The organism is Paenibacillus harenae (assembly GCF_030812415.1).
Taxonomy (GTDB): domain Bacteria; phylum Bacillota; class Bacilli; order Paenibacillales; family Paenibacillaceae; genus Pristimantibacillus; species Pristimantibacillus harenae_A.
This window is the reverse complement of the sequence record NZ_JAUSST010000002.1, coordinates 1-19956: the sequence shown is the minus strand read 5'-3', so window position 1 is coordinate 19956 and position 19956 is coordinate 1. Positions and strand designations below refer to the sequence as shown.

The window sequence follows — 19956 nt, the reverse complement described above, 5'->3', positions numbered from 1 at the left end:
CCTCCAATTTAATTGGGATGCCTTCATTTTCTCATATATATTTGGGTTCTTGAAGGTGTGCTGAATTTGACGCTTACGCCGAATCAAATCACGTTTTTCATCAAATGATAGCTCAGCTTGACCTTTAGATAACTAATATTGAACAGCTTCCAACAACACTTTGATATTGAACTCTGTATTTTGAGAAGAATTTAACACATTCGTTAGTTCAAGTAATTGGGCATTTAATGTATTTTCTTATGCGTTAGTTCCTTCAACTCTAGACGTATATCCTCCTCAGCAATACCATCATCGCTGGCAGCAAAAAGTTTTGGTTTTTTCAATTTCCTTTTCAATTCTGGCAATCTCTCCAGCCTCAAAAGGTTCCTTTGTCTTCTCTTCTTGCAGCACAAATGAACCCCGTCAATTCGTCAGGGCTTTGGTTTCATTCATAGTTATTTATGGACTGTTGAAAGAACTCTTGTTCTCTCCATTGTGTGGGGGTCATATTAAAGTGTTTTTTAAACAGCTTCGAAAATTCCATCTGATTGTCATATCCGACACTATTGGCGACTTCTTTAATGGTCATACTGTTTTTTTTGAGTGATTGTGAAGCTGTCTCCATTTTTAGAGAAATGATAAACTGCTGTGTGCTTATGCCGCAAATGCTTTTGAAGATACGTGCCAGATGACTGCGGTCTATGTTTAAAAAGTGTGCAATTTCAGAAACGGATATCCTTTTGTGAACATTGCTTCTTATATAGTTTTTTGCATAAGAGACATATGTTTCTGCTGTATTCTCATCTTTCTTTAATAATTTCCCCTTCGTAAGTGCCGCGATAAATGGCCAAAAATGGCTCATGATTGTTTCGAAATCAGACCAGCCTAAATCAATTATATTCTTAAGTGCGATTCCGACGCCATTATCATCATTTATAACGTGGTTTTCGTGTGAGAAGCCTGTCACAGTCATAATCTTTTCCGAAAAGCTGCCGTCAAACTCAATCCAGCGATACAGCCACGGCTCATTGTCATCTGCCTTATAATAGGCAGTTTGTTTCGGATAAATCAGAAAAAACTGTCCTGCATGTACTTTATAAGCTTTGTTATTAATATGCAATTCGCCTTGCCCGCTGTAAATGTAATGAATTAAATAGAAGTTACGCACTGCAGGTCCGAAGGAATATCCGTTATCACACTGCTGTTCGCCATATTGCATGGGATAAATATCAGATGAGATCAAAGGGCTTTTTGCATAATATAGTTTCAATGAGATCAGCTCCCGAAATTAATATATCACATTTCCCCATAATGACTCGATAAAAACATATTTATTAACACATATATTTGTCCTATCATAAAAATGAAAATGCAAGTTTAAGGAGGATTTCTTATGGAGAAAGTATCGGCTAGAGCTACATCAAGGACTGCGCCGGACGAGATCATGGATCCCTACTATATGTTTCCGGCTTTCTCAAACGGCAAGGTGCTTTTAAATAAAAAGCAGGGACGCCTTCCTGCCATGGGCTGGAACAGTTGGAATGCTTTTGGCAGCAAGAACAACGAGGCACTCACAAAGGCAATGGCAGACGCAATCGTTGATTTGGGACTTGCGGATCTGGGATACAAGTATGTCGTGCTCGATGACGGCTGCTATAAATCCGAACGCGTAAACGGATTGCTTTCAAATGAAACGATTAAATTTCCAAGCGGCTTTAAGGCATTATCCGATTACATCCGCAGCAAGGGACTTAAATTCGGCATGTACAACGATATAGGTACACATCTTTGCGCAGGCTCTGCGGTAGGCACTTGCGGCTTTGAGGATGTCGACACGAGGTCTTATATGGACTGGGGGGTTGACTTTATCAAGGTTGATAACTGCTACTACCTTTGGGACAATGCAACGTTCTCAGACTCAACAAATGCCAAATATTCCTATGCCCCGAATATCAGAAGCATAACGGTTACGGGTGGAGAACTGAATATAACTTTAAATGCTGTTAAGGACGGTGTGCTTCTAGGCCAGGGTGCATCGAAAAACAGTGGCGACTTTGTGACAAATATCGGTACATTCGACGGAACAAACGTGGGTACAACACCTGTGGGCGACCGATGGAGCGAGCTTAAGTTTACTGTGAACGCACCGGCTGGCGGAGAATACGCCATAACCATAAATTACGCAAGCGGTGAGCAGGATGGCACTGGACGCTGGCTTCAGCTTGCCGTAGGAAACGCAGATAATGAAACTCGATATTTTGATGATTTGCTTCCTCTTACCCAAAGTACAGCTGACTTTGCAGATTCGGAAGAAATAACGGTTTCCTTAAATGAGGGAGAAAATATTATACGTCTTATGAACCACAGAAGGCAGGAAAATACCCTTAATTCCTATGCGGCTTTGCTCGAAGGCTTGAACAAGGCTGACCCTGACCATGATATTGTATTCTCAATCTGTGAATGGGGTAAAACACAGCCTCATAACTGGGGATATAAGGTTGGAGACTCCTGGCGTATTCTTAATGATATAACCTTCTGCGTCGGCTCTGATGGTGAGCCGGGCTCCGCCGAATGGAGTTCAAACAATACCGCAAGTATAACCTCGCAGTACAGCAAGGCGGTTATTATGGACGAGTTTGCCGGACTCGACAAGGGGTGGAACGATCCCGATATGCTTGTAATCGGTATGAACGGAATCACTACTACCATGAGTAAAACTCATATGACGATGTGGTGTATGATGAATTCTCCGATTATGCTTGGAATGGATTTAAGACGGGTTACAAAGGGTGACGAGCTATGGATGATTATTGCGAACAAAGATGTAATCGCGTTGAATCAGGATCCCCTCGGCATTCAGGCAAAAAGAATTTACTGCTCTATCGATAATACCAATCCCGATACGGCATATATTGCTAATAACAACCGTGTTGATATTCTTGTAAAGCCTCTTGCGAACGGAGATATTGCAATGTCCTTTATAAATCTCAGCGACTCAGGAGATACGGAGGAGCATTCCGTTGATGTAAGCCGCATTATCGATTATATTGGGCATAAAATGATGGATGCTGAAAAATTTAAAAATGCTGCAAGCTATTGCCTGAAGGATTTATGGACAGGCGAGGTTACAACGAACATTTCAAGGACCTTCTCTGTTACAGGCATTGACGCCTATGACAATGTTACCATAAGAGTTACTCCTGTTTAACCTTAGAACTTCACTCGAATAATAGGAGAAAATGAATGGAAACAGCAATAGACTTTGGTGCGGAAGCCAAACCTCATCCCGAGGATCATGTTACTACTGAACAGTTTGTGACAATGGTAGTTAGAAGCAGTAAAGGAAATATAGAGCCAACGCACGGCAGTTGGTCATCAGGCTATATGGATTACGCGTTGTACAAGGGAATAATTGAGGACTATGATCTAACAAACATAAGCAAACCTATTGAGCGCCGTTCCGCTGCAAGAATCGTTCATGAGACGCTTCTAACAGAATTCGGAGAAAGAGATGAGTACGAATGGTCGGCGGCAGAAAATCTTAAGGACTTATATTCCTGCCATACCTGCGTTATGCATATAGCGCAGATGTATGTTAAAGGGATAATGCTCGGGCGTGACCATAACCTGTTCGACGCTGCGGGCAGCTTAACTCATGCGGAGGCTGCTGCAATTGTTGTAAGAATGCTTGATAGGGAGCAGCGTATCCCTCAGACTGGGGGCAGAGTATTTCAAAGTAAAAGTCTGACCCCCGATGAAGCATGGGAGCTGATGTTAAATGATCCTACTGGAATGCTTGTTGATGTGCGGACTCATGAAGAGTATCAAACAGGGCATATCCAGGAAAGCATTTGTATACCGTTACGTGACATATCCAATAACCCGTTCTCGGTATGTGTGAGAAAGGATACTCCCTTAATCATTTACTGTCAACGGGGGTATAAGAGTTCTGCAGCGGCCCAGGCCCTTATAGATGCAGGCTATAGCAGAGTCTACACGATTCCAGGTATAGAGCAGTATCCGTATAATTTAATATAGGAGAATGGCTGCTTCCGTGGTCGTCGTCGCTGCCGCTAACCTGTCGAGATTTAAACAAGAATAACATCCATCGTAGTAGCCCCCATCTTGATGACAAAGGCCACTGAAGAAGTCCTTTAAGCAAAGAAGGTACCGTTCCTCAAATATATTGAGGGAGCAGTGCCTTCTTTGCTGTATAATTAATGTATTACAACGAAAGGCGTGAAGCCCATTGTTCCAGCCCCAAATCTCATTTGCGTTCAGCCCTTATACGGCACTATACGACCTTGCTGTGCCAATGGATAACGTGCTGCGCCAGATTTACGAGCTGGTGGACTTCTCCTTCGTCTACGACGAATTGAAAGCAAACTATTGTCTAGACAATGGCCGCAACGCTATCGACCCCTTGCGAATGTTTAAATATTTGCTCCTTAAAGCCATATTCGAGCTGTCGGATGTGGATGTGGTCGAGCGTTCCCGATACGACATGTCGTTCAAATTCTTTCTTCAAATGGCGCCGGAGAGCTATGAATAATGAAAATATGTCACACCTTACGTTAGTCTTAAGATGCAAGAAAATAGAATCCACCCCTCCAAACTATAAATTTGGAGGGGGATTTGAGATTACTGACATTGCCTTCGATAATACCGGCATTTTAACGATTGAGAACATTTCGCATTTCCGGTTATAGTCAGCTGTTTCCTGGATCTATGTGCGAGAGAACTGGACGTTATTAATGTAGAACGTAGCTGGATTAGTAACACAGGTAAACGTAATCGTTTTCCACTTCGTAAAATCGACCCCAGGCATAGTGGCTAAACTAATAGAAACATGTTTCCAGGATGCATCGGAAGGAGTTTGTATGTTTGTGGAATAACCATTAGTCCCATCGCTAACATACATGGAAAGAGTTACGCCTCCAGCTCCTCCTTTCACCCAAAAATCTAAAGTATTGTAAGCAGATACGTCATGTGCGGCCCAATCATTCGTATAAAAAGCCCCGTTCCAGCCGCTTCCTGAGTAGACATATTTCTGAGAAGCGACACCGGTATTTCCGGGTACAACTGTAGCGTCAGTACTTACAGTTAGATTGTTAGAATTGCTATAATTTACAGCATATGGCTTACGCTTCAATTCAAGTGACTTGGCCCCAAAGGAGATCGTATAATTGCCACCTGTATCAGGTTGAATTACTTGACCATTTTGTAAAACCTGGTAACCATCCCCATTCTTTAGCTTCACCTTTAGATTGATATTATTGGGGAAGTAGGCTGGAACGTTCCAAGTATAACTCGTTCCAGTTGAAGTCGCATTTGGTGTAAGACCTTCTATTATTTTCTGCGCTCTCCAGTAGCCGCTTACCGTTCCGTAAGGAGCTATCCAGATGCTAGATCGATTGCTATCCAAATAGTTAACCAATAAATTAAACTGATCCAGTGGCAAGTCAGCATCACCCACATGATGTGCCGAAATTACTGTCCAGGCACGTTGGCTTATTGCATTATCTATCCAACTCTTGTAGTGAGTATTGAAACTTCCGCCTGACCATGTAAACTGGGAAGAGATATTCATCCAATCAGGGGTGTCTGATGATTTCATATAGTAAGTTCCGTTACCCCAACCCCCTCTTGCTGAAATGTGCGTATCTTTCAGGTATTTGACGAGATATGGATCATTATTCGTGTAAGGATAGGCATAAGATACAACTGTTGTGTTCAGCGCTTGTGCTATCTCCGTTTGAGCTGCGACTGTTTCATCATAGCCTAAAGTATCGTTAAAAGTCCTTTGATAGGGTTGGGTTGGATTGGCACTTGGTTCATAGTGATGTTTGGAATGGTTTCCAATTTCATGGCCAGCCAAGGGGAGCTTTTTCCAATCATCTACTCGGCTACCCGTTATTGCAGTTTCCGTTATATAAAACGTAGCCTTCATACCTTTTGCATCTAAAGCCGGGACCGCATAATCAAGCTGCGAATCATATCCGTCATCAAAAGTAAGAGATACTGCTGATTGTGATCCATTCCAAGGCACGACTGTTACTTGTGGCCCAGTGTAGTGATCTACATATGAGAACTCAACGTTATTAATATAGAACGTAGTATTAACAGCACTTGTATTACAAGTAAATGTAATTGTGTTCCACTTTGTAAAATCAACCCCGGTCATAGCAGAAAAATCAATGGAGACGTGCTTCCAAGATGCATCGGAAGGAGTTTGTATGTTTGTGGAATAACCATTAGTCCCATCGCTAACATTTATGGAAAGAGCTTCGCCGCCAGCTCCTCCTTTTACCCAAAAATCTAAAGTATTGTAATTAGATACATCATGTGTGCCCCAATCCGTGTAAAATGCCCCGTTCCAGCCACTTCCTGAAACGACAAATTTCTGGGAGGCAACACCGGTGCTTCCAGGTACAACGGTGGAATCACTACTTGCAGATAGATTATTACTACCACTGTAATTCACAACATATGGGGCTGATGGTGCTGCTAATGCAGTCTGAGACACAATCGGTAATTGAGATAAAAGAATTAAGGCAGTTATGAATATTGAAAAAAATTTTTTCATTTGATGTCATTCCTTTCGTGTGCTGTAGTATATGTATTGAACTTATATCCAGTCATACTAGCGAGCAAAACCATGATCAGCCCTCCTACCGAATGACTCATAAATGCGGTTTTGTTCGGCCTGCTTCGATGTTTCATCATCCGAAGCTGACACCTCCTCCACGGACTGAACTGAATCGTCAGCCCCCTCCGATTGCTCCTGGCCATCAGCCTCATCCGCTAGTGGAGTGCCGGTCACCTTGCTTCCGCTCACCGACAACCTGTAGTCGAACACGGCGCGGCTCCAAAAATGCAGCTTCAGCATCACCTCGACATCATTCACTTCGTTAAAGAATTCAGTGGTCAGATCCACCAAATACAGTTGGATGATTGTAGCGGATAACGTGAAGCAAGCCGGTTCGGTTCAACCGGATCCGTAGCGAGAGCGTCTACGCCCGTTTTGCCCCAATCGTCCCAGCCGACATGGTCAAGCAGCGGAATCCAGATTGAATCGGTCTGGTTCCATCGGTAAACGCCGCCGATATCCGTCCGGGCGTAGATCAGGTTTTGTTCCGTTGAATTAAAGATATGAAGCCGCCGCCCGCACCCGTATTGACACTTTTCCATGTGTATGCCTCACTGCTTGCCGCTTCAGCCATAGGGTTTGTCCCGGCAAAAGCAGAGCCGATACAAATAAAGGCAAGAAGCATCATCCACATTCTCTTAAACAGTCTTTGGTTCAATTAGGATCCTCCTTGGTTTTAGGTTTATAGCGAATCCTTTTAACATTCGGTAAAACTACAGATAAACGCCAAATTCTTTAATGCTTACCCAGCCGCCCCAATAATTGTCGGCGCCGGTAACGGTCAGCCTCACATATCGCGCTGTAACGGCGCCAAATGTGTTCGTCAACAGAGAACCGCCCGCGGTATTGGCCGTTCGATCCACAACTTGCGTATAATTCACGCCGTCCATGGACATCTCTACTTTATATTGATACGCCCGGTTATCATGTGGCGCAAGCTTTGTCCGGCTTATCGAATAGGACTGACCGAGATCAATTTGCACCCATTGCGGATAAGTCTCGGCAGACCACTTCGTTGCCTCGGTGCCGTCGACAATGTTAGACGCTTCGTTGCCCGTCTGCTGCGCCGAGAAGGTAACCGGCTTGTTCAACGCCAGATTCACGCTCTCGAATACTCTGAACTCGTTAACGCTAATCCATCCGCCCGAATAATTGCTGGCGCCGGTAACGGTCAGCTTCACATATCGCGCTGTAACGGTGTCAAATGTATCCGTCAATAGAGCTCCGCCTTGGGTATTGGCCGTCCGATTCACCACTTGTGTATAATTTGTTCCGTCCGTGGACACTTCTACTTTGTATTGATACGCCCGGTCTTGATAAGGTACAAGCTCTGTTTTATCAATCGCATAGTTTTGACCCAGATCGATTTGTACCCATTGCGGATAAGCTTCCGCTGACCACTTGGCAGTAGTTGTACCATCAACAAGGTTTGATGCCTCGTTGCCCGCCTGCTGCGCCGAGAATGTGACCGGCTTGTTCAATGCGATATTGCCGCCTACGCTGGAAGTTGTGCTAGACGTATCTACCTTGAAGCTGATCGTTCTTGTGAAATCTCCTGCTGCGACGTTCTTTTCCCCTTGAGGACCCGTTGATTCCGCTGTACCTAACTTGCTGCCGATTCCCGAAATGCCGTCCAGGAAGGAAATGTCTCCCACTGGCATAACTGCCGTTGCTGTTACAGGATTGTTTCCGAAGTATGGATTAAACAGCCGCAGGAACAAGTTCTCGTCTTTGCTCGAAAAAGTAATATTTCCTTCGGCAGTCTTTAATACTGCCCAGTACGTATCGCTGTAATAACCGTTAAATTCAGGATATTGGAACGGTTTGGTTTGATCCGTGTATGTCTTATCCCATACATTCAGCTTCGGACCTCTCATCCGATTCTTGTATACACGGAACGGTCCTTTTCCGAGCCATTTGACTTCCTGCACCTTGTTTTCTGGGTAACTGAAGCTGACTCCCAAAGTGTCGTAACTGCCGTTCAAGTTATATTTATATTCCAGATCGACCCAGCCTGTAGGATAAATTGTCCACTTGGCATAGTTCATGTTGCCTGTATAATTTGCGGTTACGACGATATTGCTGCCGCTGGCAACTGCGCTAATGCTGCTGAGGCTCTGTGTCCCTGCAGTAAGAATCGGTCCGTTATTGAAAGAGAAAGGCTTGCCGGCTTGTACGATACTTGTCAGGTTTCCTGTTGTTTTACTGAATGTAAGGACTGTTTGTCCCGCCGTAACGATGATATTATTAGCATCCTCAGTAGACGATACCGTCCCTGTACCCGCTGTTACCACTTGACTATGCAACGTTGCTGCACTCTTAATCATCCAGGTCCAGGAAGTAATCTCCTTACCCGCTGAATCTTTTACAACGACACGCAGAGCGTCATGATCTTGCCAATTTGTCGGCAAATTCAGATTCAATTGACCGCTGGTTCTGGCCGGTATATTCGGACTTGCCGGCGTTCCGCTTGCCACCGTGTCAAATCCGGTTACGTTGGCGGAAACCGTCTTGAAATTAATAAGCTGCCATTCATAATTTAATTGACTCAAGTTGGTGAAATCATAGCTATTCGTAATACCCACACTGCCATTAAAATTGGTCGGGAACGTGTTCTCATAATAAGATATATTGGTCAATTGAACCGGAGACCAAATATCCTTGATTGTATAGAAGCTTCCTCCTTTTTCCCGATACGGTCCTACAATACCATCCGGCGCACTGTTGCCCGCAACGTCAATGCTGCCATCCGGCCTTTTGATCCCTTCATCCATAAGCGCCCAGATAATTCCGCCAGCCGCTTTCGGCTTCGTAATGTCGCCCATGTATTTCCAGTAATCATCCAGGCCCGCGCCTGCCCCGCCGTCATACAACGCATGCAAAAACTCGGTTGGCATAAACACGTTGGTGGAGGTTCCTTCGATTTTATTCTTCGTGCTGGCGAAGCCTTCATAGTGATCCGTGTCTATCCCGTCATTCACGGCCCAAGGATGAAGCAGCGGACGCTGCTGAGGATCCAGCTGTTTAAACAACGGATCGAGAGCCGTATTCCATCCGCCTTCATTCCCGTTTGCCCAGAATATAATGCTTGGATGATTCACATCGCGTTTCACCATTTCATTGGCAAGGATCGTTCCCACAGTCGTATCGTAAGCGGCTTGCCAGCCGGCTAGTTCGTTGACCACATACATTCCCATTTCATCCGCCAGGTGAAGGAAGCTTTGATCCGGCGGATAGTGTGACATTCGAACGGTATTCATATTCATTTCTTTCATTAATTCAATATCGGCACGATCGATTGCAGGGCTGATCGTTCTTCCGGAATCCGGATGGAAAGCGTGACGGTTAGCGCCCTTGAAAATAATCTTTTTGCCGTTAATGTAAATACCGTCGTTCGACCTTACTTCAATCGTTCTGAAGCCGAACCGTTCGGTCATTTTATTTATGATCGTACCCGAATTTTCAAGCGTCACTTCCACTTTGTACAGGTTTGGCGTCTCTGCCGTCCACAATTTTGGATTGGCCACTGTCGTGGACAACGTCGTTTTGGTTGCGCCTGCGGCGACGGAAGCCGTGATCGGCGAGCCTACTGCAACGCCGTCCAGCGTCCTGATTTGAGCCTTAATCGTATTGGCGGTCGTGATGCCTTGTGTATATACATCGACGTTAAAGCTGCCGTTCGCTTTCCCATCCACTGCGATTCTGTCAATGTACTGCTGAGGCGTCGCTTCCAAATAAACAGGTCTGTAGATACCGCCAAATTGCCAATAATCAGCTTCCCGTTCCGCTGCGTTGACGCTGGCGTTCGAAGAATATTTGGAAACCGTTACCTCAAGCAAATTATTACCGGAAAAATTAACCTTGTCTGTGATATCATATTTGAATCTGTAGAAGGAACCTTGATGCGTAGGTCCTGCCGATACACCGTTGATCTTAACCGAGGTGTCCGTCATCGATCCTTCAAAAACGATAAATACCCTTTGCCCGTTCCAATCCGAAGGCATAGTAAAATTTCTTTTATAACTTCCGACCTCATTAGCCGTACTCCACCCGTAGCTCAGAACGCCAAATCCGTGCGACTCCCATACGGAAGGCACGGGTATGGTTGTCCAGCCCTCGTTGCTCCTTCCGCCGGCGGATACCATGAAGTCCCAGTTCACCGTATTATCCACGTCCGTGCCGGATAAATACTGAATCTGCTTTTCGACAACGGCTGCTTGAGCCGGCGCCGGCAATGCCGCAAAAGCAGAAAAAACGAGCATAAACGACAGGAAAAACAACATTGATGACTTAATCGCTTTCAATTCGATAGCCTCCTTCGATAAATAGATCTATTGGTTGCGTTTTCATTACACACTTGGGGATATTACGGGAACCCGGGTCGTCATTCTTTACTTGGAGGGTGCGGCTAATTCTCAGATGATTGCGGAGCTTAAACAGCGCATCCAAAGAATTGAAATGGAGGCGATTGTGTCAAGCCGCCAACTGATTGAATTAATACAGGATCATCCGCGCCGCTCTCGCCGAGCGCCTCCGGCACATGGCTGCGGAGAAAATCCGCCTTAAGCGTCAGTTGGTCTCCACTGATCATGTAGTCAGCACCGGCCGCAAGCAGATGATCATCAACCTTATTCCGGTCAAGGTGTTTCCGTCTAAATTTAGCTGGATTGTTCCATGTATTCGAGCGACGGTCACGTTTCGTATCGTTTTGAAGCTGACGCAATGTCCATATTTTGCTAGCAATACCGATGACACCTTCCAGTTGATTTCCGCCGAAATAAATAGAAGGACCTTGTCAGCCAAAAATTAGGCCGACAGAGGCCTTCGCTAGCCGAACACCGTTACTTACGGATCAACTGCCACTTTTGCGCAGAACCGCCGGTATCGGTCCAAATCTGCACGTTGGTCCCGTCCGCCGTACCGGCTCCATTAACGTCCAACGCCTTCCCGCTATTCGAATCGATCAGCTTGAACGTGCCGTCGGCGTTTGCGATGATTCTCCACTTCTGATTCGCCCCGCCAAAGTATGTCCACTGCTGCACGTTAGTTCCGTTGGCGGTGCCGACACCGCTGACGTCCAGCGCTTTGCCGCTGTGTACAGCGATCAATCGGTACGTGTTGTCGCCGTTATCCGTAATCGTCCACTGTTGATTCGTTCCGCCGTTGTTCGCCCAGATATGCACATTCGCGCCGTCTGCGGTGCTATTAGCAGCTATATCCAGCGCTTTGCCGCTGTTCGGATTGATCAGCGTATACGTTGCGCCCGAAATGATTGGACTACTCACCGTCGTGTCGCCATACAGGATGCCGCGTCCGTTTGTCCCGACATAGACGCGTCCGTATAGGTTCGGATCGCCTGTAATGGAAACCCCGGCTCGGCCGTATTGATGGTTGTCGTCGTTGATTCGCACCCACGTTGCGCCGCTGTCGATCGAGCGGAAGAAGCCTCTGACACCATCGATCTGAGCCGAAACATAGATCGCCGAATAACTCTGTCCAGGCGCCGCTTTTCCGAAGCCGACGCCATCGGCTTCCTGCACATTGGACAGCTTCGTGAACGATGCGCCCGAGTTCGTGGAGTGCCATAAGCCGTAGACGCCGCTATTGTCGTCGCTGCCGCCTGCAAGCCAGATATCCCCTTCAACGCCCGGCAGCGCTTTGAAGCTAAGCGCGCCTTCGGCCGGAAGGCCGGTTGCGGCCGTCTGCGTAAACGTAGCGCCTCCGTCCGTGCTTACATAGAACTTCCCTGCCGATACCGCATAGAATTTGTTCGGGTTCACGCGATCCGCCGCTACCTTGGCGCCGTTGGGAACGACCGTGCTCTTGGTCCAGGAGCTTCCGTTCGTCTTGGAATAGTATACGCCGACATCCGATGTGCTCCATACGAGAGAGCTGTTATTGGCCGCAACCGCGATCATGCCGCCGCCATTCGTTCCGGTCGGCTCCGAGCTCGGGCTGGACCAGTTCACGCCGCCGTCGGTCGACAGCGCAATCGACTTGGCGTTGCTGTTTGCGGAATGATTGGCAAAGCCTACGCGTGCAATAAAGCTGTTGTTCAATTGGGCAAAATCCAGGCTTGACGTGCTGTCCGGATTTTTCAGTATTTTCGCCGGAGCGGCCGTCAGGTCGCTGTGGCGGTAGCCCGATACGTCGCCGAGAGCGCTAATAAGAGGAGCGCCGGACCCTGGGCTGATCAGGTCGATAACGGCCGTTTCTTCGATGTTTTTGGCCATGACGGAAATGTTGAATGTTCCGCCATTATCCCAGTTCGTAAGATTGTTCGTGCCGTAAAGCGTAGCGCCAGTGCCGTACATCATACGGTTGGAGTTGAACGGATCAATCTCCAGATCGCCGATCATCCATCCGAGCTTCGGCGACGTTTCAGGCAGCGTCGCCGTAACCCCCCAATCCAGCCATGGCGCAGCCGAGATATCCATCGTATACTTATTGACGCGGTTCGGATAGCCGCCGTTGTAATCCCAGGCTCTCGACCAGGTTGCGCCACTGTCCTTGCTGCGGTAGATGATCGCATCCGGATACCATGAATTAAGCGTCGCTACCATAACCGTACCCGGATTTTGGGCATCGACGGCCAGACCGCCGTAACCGAACGAGTTATCCGGGCTGCTGGACGGAACCGGGCTAATGTTCGTCCAGACGCCTGTCGCCGTATTAAACCTCCAAAGATCACCCTTGGTGCCATCATACGGCCCAATGCCGTTGCTATAGGATATATACATGTTGCCGTCGGATGCCAGAACGCCATGATGCGGCAGGTAGCCGGTAGGCTGCCCAGGCACGGCCGACCATGTTACGCCGCCGTCCGTACTGCGATAGACGCTGTTTCCGGTATCGGCCACCCCGACATAGATGGTTTGGGTTGCGTTGCCGGCTGTCCCGGTTCTCGAATCGAACGTGATCCAAGCCAGCCCCATGATATCGCCTTGGTATTCGTGGCCCGGCACTTGAATATATGTTCCTGTATTCGTAAAGGAATTCACTTTATTCCACGTTACGCCGTAGTCCGTGCTTTTCCACAATCCGTTGCCGCTGCGGGCGCCGAAGAAGAGGATGCTGTTTTTGTTAGGGTCGATCGCCAAACGTTCGCCCATCGAACGTCCCGGCATGTTGCCGCCGACCTTGAACGGCAGCTGCGTTTCCTGCCAGGTATTCCCTTTGTCAGTTGACCGCATGATATAACCGTTGCTGGTTTCCCAGCCGTTGGTGTATGTGCCGGCCGCGATATAAAGCCGGTTCGGTTCGACCGGATCTGTAGCGAGAGCGTCTACGCCCGTTTTGCCCCAATCGTCCCAGCCGACATGGTCAATCAGCGGAATCCAGCTTGAATCGGTCTGGTTCCACCGGTAAACGCCGCCGATATCTGTCCGGGCGTAGATCAGGTTTTGTTCCGTTGAATTAAAAATAATTCCGGATATGAAGCCGCCGCCCGCACCTGTATTGACACTTTTCCATGTGTATGCCTCGCTGCTTGCCGCTTCAGCCGTGGGGTTTGTCCCGGCAAAAGCAGGGCCGATACAAATAAATGCAAGAAGCATTATCCATATCCTCTTAAACATTCTTTGGTTCAATTAGGATCCTCCTCGGTTTTAGTTAGATTTAAAACAAATTATTACCCATCACTCCGCTGTGCCAATCCCCCCTTCTTCCTTCGTAATAACTGCAAGTATGCGCTTTCATAAAGGCTTGCGATTTCACTGGCCGATATCCGACTGTACAGCTGTTGCTGCGCTTCCGATCGAATCCGCTGAGAATGCCTTGCTGGGAATCGTGTTAACGAAGGGCCCATGCTTACCGTCAAATCGGCAGTCGTCATCAGAAGTGAAGCGGACTTACATAAGGGAATGATTTGTTTGGTGTATCCACGCGACTTTTTCCTTGTTTTCATCAAGCTAGTATCCTTCTTTTCTTCTTGCGCTTATGCCACTTGCCCTTGTTCAAAGCCGATCTCCATGAAAACGTTTTCAATTTTCGATAACCACTCCTCCTAATCTCGTGATGTTTCCTTACATAAATACTTTAACAACAGGTTGAATAGTGAACCTTGATTTTTTGGACATCGTTTAGCATGATTTAGTCTGGTTAAAATTGGATTTGTCTCAGTGAAGACGAAAAAAGTACCAAGGCTTCGTAAGGAAGCGACCCGGTACCTTGTTGTAATCTAACTTTTTCAAATCATTGGGAACTCCGACCAGGCTCCTAACACGTGACTAATGCAGACTTTAGATAGTTTCCATTAAATACCATTCCAAGAAATCCGAGGAAACAGCAGACCCTGCTTCACCATTCGGATGCGCATCGAACTCGCTCGACATATATTCAGGTATAAGCAGGTTATCGCGAGGAGCCGCTTGCGAGAGTACTTCCGCAATATCAAATACTCGATCGACTCCGACAATAGCATGGCTTCGTATTGCCTGATTCACATCCCTCCAGACAAGCTCCTGCGCATCTGAAAAATTGAATGTGGGTATAGTGCAAAGGATCACCGACATATCGGTACGGCTGCCTTTAAGGCTGGGCACAATGGTTTGCAGATCCTCCAGCAGTTGAACGGCGCTTCGTCCGGTCGTACCTATATCGTTGACCCCCAATGCTATGACGATCTCATCGCTTAGCTTGGCTTTGCTCAGCCAAGCCTTGTCGGTTGCGGCATCGTAAGCACGCGCCCAGCCCGAACCAAGATTCCATACCCTGTATTCCGGGCCAAGCCCCTCCGCAAGCCGGGCAACCCAGTATTCATAAGCGTCCGGGCGCGTTCGCACACCTTGGGTGATGGAATCGCCCAAGAACGCAACACGCTTTGCTCCCTCATGCTCGAAGCCGATGAAATCCGGCAGAAACAGACAATTTGCAGATTTTTGGAAACCTTCGGCACTGATTTGGCCGGCTGCATGCCCGGGCGTATCGTAGGCGGACACCAATGGGCATTCCGTATTGTAGGGAAAGCTTGCGCCGGCAGCCAATGTCGTAATCGTCCACGAAAATGCCAAATAATGCTCCTCCGGAATTATGATCCGGGCGGCATCGCTCCAAAACTTCTCTCCCGGCATAACCAATCTGGCAATCGACGAATCGAGTCTTCGGCCACTTGCGTTTCCGTGGACAACAAAGCAACAAGCGATTCATCCGGAGAATCGCCAAGCAGATGGCGCATGGACGGTTGATGACCATACGCTCCGAATGTGATGACCGGATAACACAAGATTAGCAAATTCGGACGGCTGCTCTGTCTTTCTATCGGATCGGATGATAGGTTATCTCCATTGTCACACAAAGTGCCCGTTGCGGATGCCAGGTGACCGCCTGCGGATAAGCCCAACATGCCGACTCGCTCCGGATCGATGTTCCAATCCTCCGCATAATGTCTTACGGTTCGAATAGCCCGCTTCGCATCCTGAAGCGGAATTGGATGTTGATGCGGCGATACCCGGTAATTAAGGACGAATGCGGTTATGCCGAGCCCGTTCAACCACTTGGCAACCGGCTCGCCCTCGTGCGCGGCGCGTCTGAGATATCTCCCGCCCGGACATACGATGACTGCAGGACAAGGTCCTTCTCCATGCACAAGGTATACATTCAAACTCAGACATCCCCTGGTTCTCATCGCCGATGCTTCTTCGGATGCGCCCGGCCATAATTCAATTGTACGCATATGGCCTCCATTCTTCATTCCTTATCAGACAGCCCTGATATAATACGTCTCTCCTGCGACCGTCTGAAACCTCACTACCGACGCACCATCGCTTTGAGCCAGCACAGAACCGTCTGCCCGCGTGACGCGAATGGCGCTCGGAACGCGCATACTGCACAGAGCATCACGCGTCGCTCTCAGCTCGGCTTCTGCAATATGACCGTCTTTCCAGGCCATATCGATCTCAAAACCGCCCCGCGCCCGCAGGCCGCTTACAAAGCCGGTCGGCCACGCTGCCGGAAGTGCCGGAAGCAAACGGATTTCTCCGCCATGGCTCTGCAACAGCATCTCCGCGATACCGGCGGCACCGCCGAAATTGCCGTCGATTTGGAACGGAGGGTGCGCATCGAACAAATTCGGGTAGGACGACTTGGCGAATAACGTTTGCACATACCGATACGCGTTCTCCGCATCCGCGAGCCGAGCCCAAACGTTAATGATCCAGGCGCAGCTCCATCCGGTATGTCCGCCGCCGTACTGCAGACGACGTTCAAGAGAGGTTCGTACGGCCGCCGCCAGCTCCGGATCGCGATGCAGATCGATCTGCTCTCCAGGATAAAATCCGTATAAATGCGAGATATGGCGGTGCCCAGGTTCATGCTCCTCGAACTCGCGGAACCATTCCAGCAACTGGCCGTGCCGACCGATGCGATAAGGCAGCAGACGGGCTAGCGCGGCTTCCCATTCGCGGCGCAGCTCGGCATCGGCATTCAGCAGCGCGCTCGCTTCTATGCAATTCGTGAACAACTCACGGATAATGGCGGTGTCCATTGTTGTCCCCATGCTGACCGCACACGCCCTGCCTTCAGCATCCAGAAACATATTTTCCGGCGACGTAGAAGGCGACGTAACCAAATGTCCCTCGCTGTCTTCGATCAACCAATCCAGGCAGAACAAAGCAGCCTCCCGCATGATGGGATACGCCTTGGCTGCAAGAAATTCCGCATCTCCTTCGAACAAGTACCGCTCCCACAAATGCCTGCACAACCATGCGCCGCCCATCGGCCAGAACGCCCAGCTTGCGGAGCCGGCAGCGGGTGTCGACATTCGCCACAAATCCACATTGTGATGGGCAGTCCACCCGCGGCACCCGTAATGTATTTCCGCGGTTTTTCGCCCGCTGACGCTGAGACCTTCAAGCAGGTCGAACAGCGGCTCGTGGCATTCCTCCAGATTGCACGTTTCCGCCAGCCAGTAATTCATTTCCGTATTGATGTTAACGGTATAATTGCTTCTCCATGGCGGGTCTATGTCTTTGTTCCAAATCCCTTGCAAATTCGCCGCTTGCGTGCCTGGCCGGGAACAAGCGATAAGCAGATACCGGCCATATTGGAAGTACAGAGCCGACAACCCCGGATCGCTCTCGCCTTGCTGCACGCGAACAAGCCGTTCGTCCGTCGGAAGCCGATCGGCATCGGATTCGCCCAGATGAAGCTTCACCCTGTTGTACAGCTGGAGATAATCCTTGAGATGACGCCGCTTGAGTTCATCGTAGGAGAAACCGGCTGCCGCAGCGAGAGCGATTCTAACCTGATCGGCCGGGTCTTTGCCCTCGGACTCCGGATTTTTATCAAAGCCGTTAAAGCTCGTTGCAGCCGCAAGCAGGAACGTTACGGCGTCGGCATTGGCCGCTCTCAGCTCGGCATGATTCCCGCTCTCCTTCGATCCCCCTTCGATGACAGCCAGGAGCTGAACCTCGAAGCGCACTCCTATATGTTCTTCGTAGATTAGCTTTTCGAACGCACCGGGTACCGATTCCGGCTCCGGATGCGTAGGACCGTTTCCTTTCATCGTCAGAATGCCTCTGTCGGCTTCCAGGCTGACAGCCGCCGAATGAGGCGTTTCAAGGGACGCCGTCACATCGATGCTCCCCGGACGATCTGCGCTCAATCGGATCGCCAATACCTGATCGGCGGCGGAGATGAATGACTCCTGCGTATAACGGACGCCGTCACGCACGTAAGTAACGCTGCTTACAGCCGTGTCCAGATCGAGCTGCCGTTCGTAAGCTTCGACGGAGCCTGAGCCGTCGCCGAGCTTAAGCTTTAAATCGCCAAGCGGCTGGTACGCTTCCGTTCGGGGTCCGTGCATATGCCGCTCGATTATTTCCTGTGCCTGCATATACGCTCCGTTCGCAATAGCCTGTCTCGCTCTAGCGAGATAAGATGCCGCGCCATAATTCACCGTATCTCGCGGCTGGAATGACCATAGCGTATCTTCATTTAATTGAAACAGCTCTTCGTCCGGCCGACCGAAAACCATAGCTCCAAGCCGACCGTTGCCCAGAGGCAGAGCTTCGGTCCATTCAACTGCCGGCTGTCTGTACCATAACCGCATTGGCGATTGTATGGGTTTGCTGTGTTCCACGTTATTCCACCTTTCTGCGAAACGAAATATTTCAATTATACAGCAAGGCAATCCGAGGTGCCTTGCTCTTCTAGTCATTGACTAGCACATTAGAGACAAGACAGCTACCGTATCTGACGGTTCAGATTCATTCCGACGCCTTCAAAAACCGAGCAGACCCATGAATATATTCATGGGTCGCTTGCAGATGGAACTTAATTATTCGAGCTGTGCATTATCCGTTCAACGGCTCATATTCGAACCAATCAAAGCTTGCCGGAGAACCTTGCCCCGTTTCGCAGACGGCGTACATCGCAATGACTACTCCCGTAAAGCCGCCCGCAACTTCTGTTGAGAGAAGATGTGTTTCTCCAGATCCCAATTCAAGGACATGGGATGAATCCTGCTGAATTTTGAAGTGAAACCATTCCGACTGCGCTTCAACCTTAAGAATGACAGGACCCTCTGAGCACTCCAGCGTGATCTCCGCTCTCAAGGATCCTACGGTACGCCGGAATACGACCACCTTGCGCCCTTCTTGGCGCTTCACAGCCAGATCGTAATGATAGCTATCGTTCATAAATACGGTAAGTCCGGCTTCCTCGCCTTCGTGCTGCGGTTCGAAATTCAGCAAGGCGGAGATGTTGCTTGACCAGTGGCGCAAACGACGGCCTACAAAGGCTGGGGTACCGGAATCGTCGAGCGACGTCTTGTTTCCGCGCAATACAAGATTCCCCGGAGATTCGCTGAGCGACCAGCTTAACGGATCAGGATTCCGCAGGAACACCCAGTCGAAGCCTAAGGTTGAATCGTCAAAATCCTCTCGGGTTGAATTAGATGGCCACCGGACCTCCGTCAGCTGCGGAGCATCCATGACGCTCTCGACGCTTCCCCCATTACCGATGATGGGCCAGCCGTCAGCCGTCCATGATACGGGCGCCAGGAACGTCTCCCTGCCCAAATGATGCCGATAAGGATACGAGACCGGTCTAATGCCTAAGAAAACCGCCCACCAGCTGCCGTCATGCGCCTGTACCAAATCTGCATGGCCTGTTGCATGAATGCTGCTGTTCCGGCTTCTATGAGTTAGTATCGGGTTATGGGGGCATGGTTCGTAAGGTCCATATGGAGCGTCGCTTCTCGCAATCGTCACCATATGACCGTATTCCGTCCCGCCTTCGGCAATCAACAAGTAATAAAGCCCATTGATCTTGTAAAGATGAGGCGCTTCCGGATGCGCTCCGCCCGTTCCCATCCAGATCATACGGCT

Annotated in this window: 13 protein-coding genes and 2 pseudogenes; 5 read left to right on the top strand and 10 right to left on the bottom strand. The window is 48.9% G+C overall.

Annotated features, from left to right (window positions below; translation table 11 throughout):
* Positions 1–424: 424 nt before the first annotated feature.
* Positions 425–1249, bottom strand: a complete 825-nt coding sequence (locus tag J2T14_RS05380; protein WP_307468638.1) for an AraC family transcriptional regulator — start codon at positions 1247–1249, stop codon at positions 425–427.
* A 123-nt stretch (positions 1250–1372) separates the two neighbouring features.
* On the opposite strand from J2T14_RS05380, the gene J2T14_RS05375 reads away from it, so the two are divergent.
* The 3 genes and pseudogenes from J2T14_RS05375 to J2T14_RS05365 form a co-directional block, all read left to right on the top strand.
* Positions 1373–3187, top strand: a complete 1815-nt coding sequence (locus J2T14_RS05375) for an alpha-galactosidase (protein ID WP_307468634.1) — start codon at positions 1373–1375, stop codon at positions 3185–3187.
* 35 nt (positions 3188–3222) lie between these two features.
* Complete coding sequence (locus J2T14_RS05370) at positions 3223–4017, top strand: rhodanese-like domain-containing protein (RefSeq protein WP_307468632.1); 795 nt, start codon at positions 3223–3225, stop codon at positions 4015–4017.
* Positions 4018–4228: 211 nt separating this feature from the next.
* Positions 4229–4519: pseudogene (locus J2T14_RS05365) on the top strand (transposase); the annotation flags it as partial.
* 186 nt (positions 4520–4705) lie between these two features.
* Here J2T14_RS05365 and J2T14_RS05360 read toward each other — a convergent pair.
* From J2T14_RS05360 to J2T14_RS05345, 4 genes and pseudogenes are all read right to left on the bottom strand, one after another.
* The gene (locus tag J2T14_RS05360) at positions 4706–6565 is read right to left on the bottom strand and encodes a polysaccharide deacetylase family protein (RefSeq protein WP_307468629.1); all 1860 of its coding nucleotides are present in this window, start codon (positions 6563–6565) and stop codon (positions 4706–4708) included.
* 57 nt (positions 6566–6622) lie between these two features.
* Positions 6623–6916, bottom strand: a complete 294-nt coding sequence (locus J2T14_RS05355) for a hypothetical protein (RefSeq protein ID WP_307470368.1) — start codon at positions 6914–6916, stop codon at positions 6623–6625.
* Between the two features lie 38 nt (positions 6917–6954).
* Positions 6955–7256: pseudogene (locus J2T14_RS05350) on the bottom strand (xyloglucanase); the annotation flags it as partial.
* An 85-nt stretch (positions 7257–7341) separates the two neighbouring features.
* On the bottom strand, positions 7342–10932 hold the full coding sequence (locus J2T14_RS05345; RefSeq protein WP_307468627.1) for a discoidin domain-containing protein: 3591 nt from the start codon (positions 10930–10932) through the stop codon (positions 7342–7344).
* 34 nt (positions 10933–10966) lie between these two features.
* On the opposite strand from J2T14_RS05345, the gene J2T14_RS30795 reads away from it, so the two are divergent.
* Entirely contained in the window at positions 10967–11194 is a 228-nt protein-coding gene (locus J2T14_RS30795) for a spore germination protein (protein ID WP_373458110.1), read from the top strand.
* A complete protein-coding gene (locus J2T14_RS30790; RefSeq protein WP_373458109.1) occupies positions 11169–11438 on the top strand; it encodes a hypothetical protein in 270 nt (89 codons plus the stop codon). Before J2T14_RS30795 ends, J2T14_RS30790 begins: the two co-directional genes overlap by 26 nt.
* Positions 11439–11469: 31 nt before the next feature.
* On the opposite strand, the gene J2T14_RS05335 is transcribed toward J2T14_RS30790, so the two are convergent.
* From J2T14_RS05335 to J2T14_RS05315, 5 genes are all read right to left on the bottom strand, one after another.
* Positions 11470–14184 (bottom strand): RICIN domain-containing protein, encoded by a 2715-nt coding sequence (locus J2T14_RS05335; protein WP_307468622.1) that lies wholly within the window; start codon positions 14182–14184, stop codon positions 11470–11472.
* A 684-nt stretch (positions 14185–14868) separates the two neighbouring features.
* Positions 14869–15639, bottom strand: a complete 771-nt coding sequence (locus J2T14_RS05330) for an SGNH/GDSL hydrolase family protein (RefSeq protein WP_307468620.1) — start codon at positions 15637–15639, stop codon at positions 14869–14871.
* A 17-nt stretch (positions 15640–15656) separates the two neighbouring features.
* A complete protein-coding gene (locus tag J2T14_RS05325; protein ID WP_307468619.1) occupies positions 15657–16301 on the bottom strand; it encodes an alpha/beta hydrolase in 645 nt (214 codons plus the stop codon).
* A gap of 24 nt (positions 16302–16325) precedes the next feature.
* Positions 16326–18707 carry a glycoside hydrolase family 95 protein gene (locus tag J2T14_RS05320; protein ID WP_307468618.1) on the bottom strand — a complete coding sequence of 794 codons (2382 nt, stop codon included), beginning with the start codon at positions 18705–18707 and terminating at the stop codon, positions 16326–16328.
* Between the two features lie 214 nt (positions 18708–18921).
* On the bottom strand, positions 18922–19956 hold a 1035-nt coding region (locus J2T14_RS05315), incomplete at its 5' end, for a family 43 glycosylhydrolase (protein ID WP_307468616.1).

Bases quoted from the DNA above. Each gene is read 5' to 3' on its own strand.
- J2T14_RS05325 (WP_307468619.1), bottom strand. From the start codon at position 16,301: ATGCGTACAATTGAATTATGGCCGGGCGCATCCGAAGAAGCATCGGCG.
- J2T14_RS05370 (WP_307468632.1), top strand. From the start codon at position 3,223: ATGGAAACAGCAATAGACTTTGGTGCGGAAGCCAAACCTCATCCCGAG.
- J2T14_RS05360 (WP_307468629.1), bottom strand. From the start codon at position 6,565: ATGAAAAAATTTTTTTCAATATTCATAACTGCCTTAATTCTTTTATCT.
- J2T14_RS30790 (WP_373458109.1), top strand. From the start codon at position 11,169: ATGGCTGCGGAGAAAATCCGCCTTAAGCGTCAGTTGGTCTCCACTGAT.
- J2T14_RS05335 (WP_307468622.1), bottom strand. From the start codon at position 14,184: ATGCTTCTTGCATTTATTTGTATCGGCCCTGCTTTTGCCGGGACAAAC.
- J2T14_RS05375 (WP_307468634.1), top strand. From the start codon at position 1,373: ATGGAGAAAGTATCGGCTAGAGCTACATCAAGGACTGCGCCGGACGAG.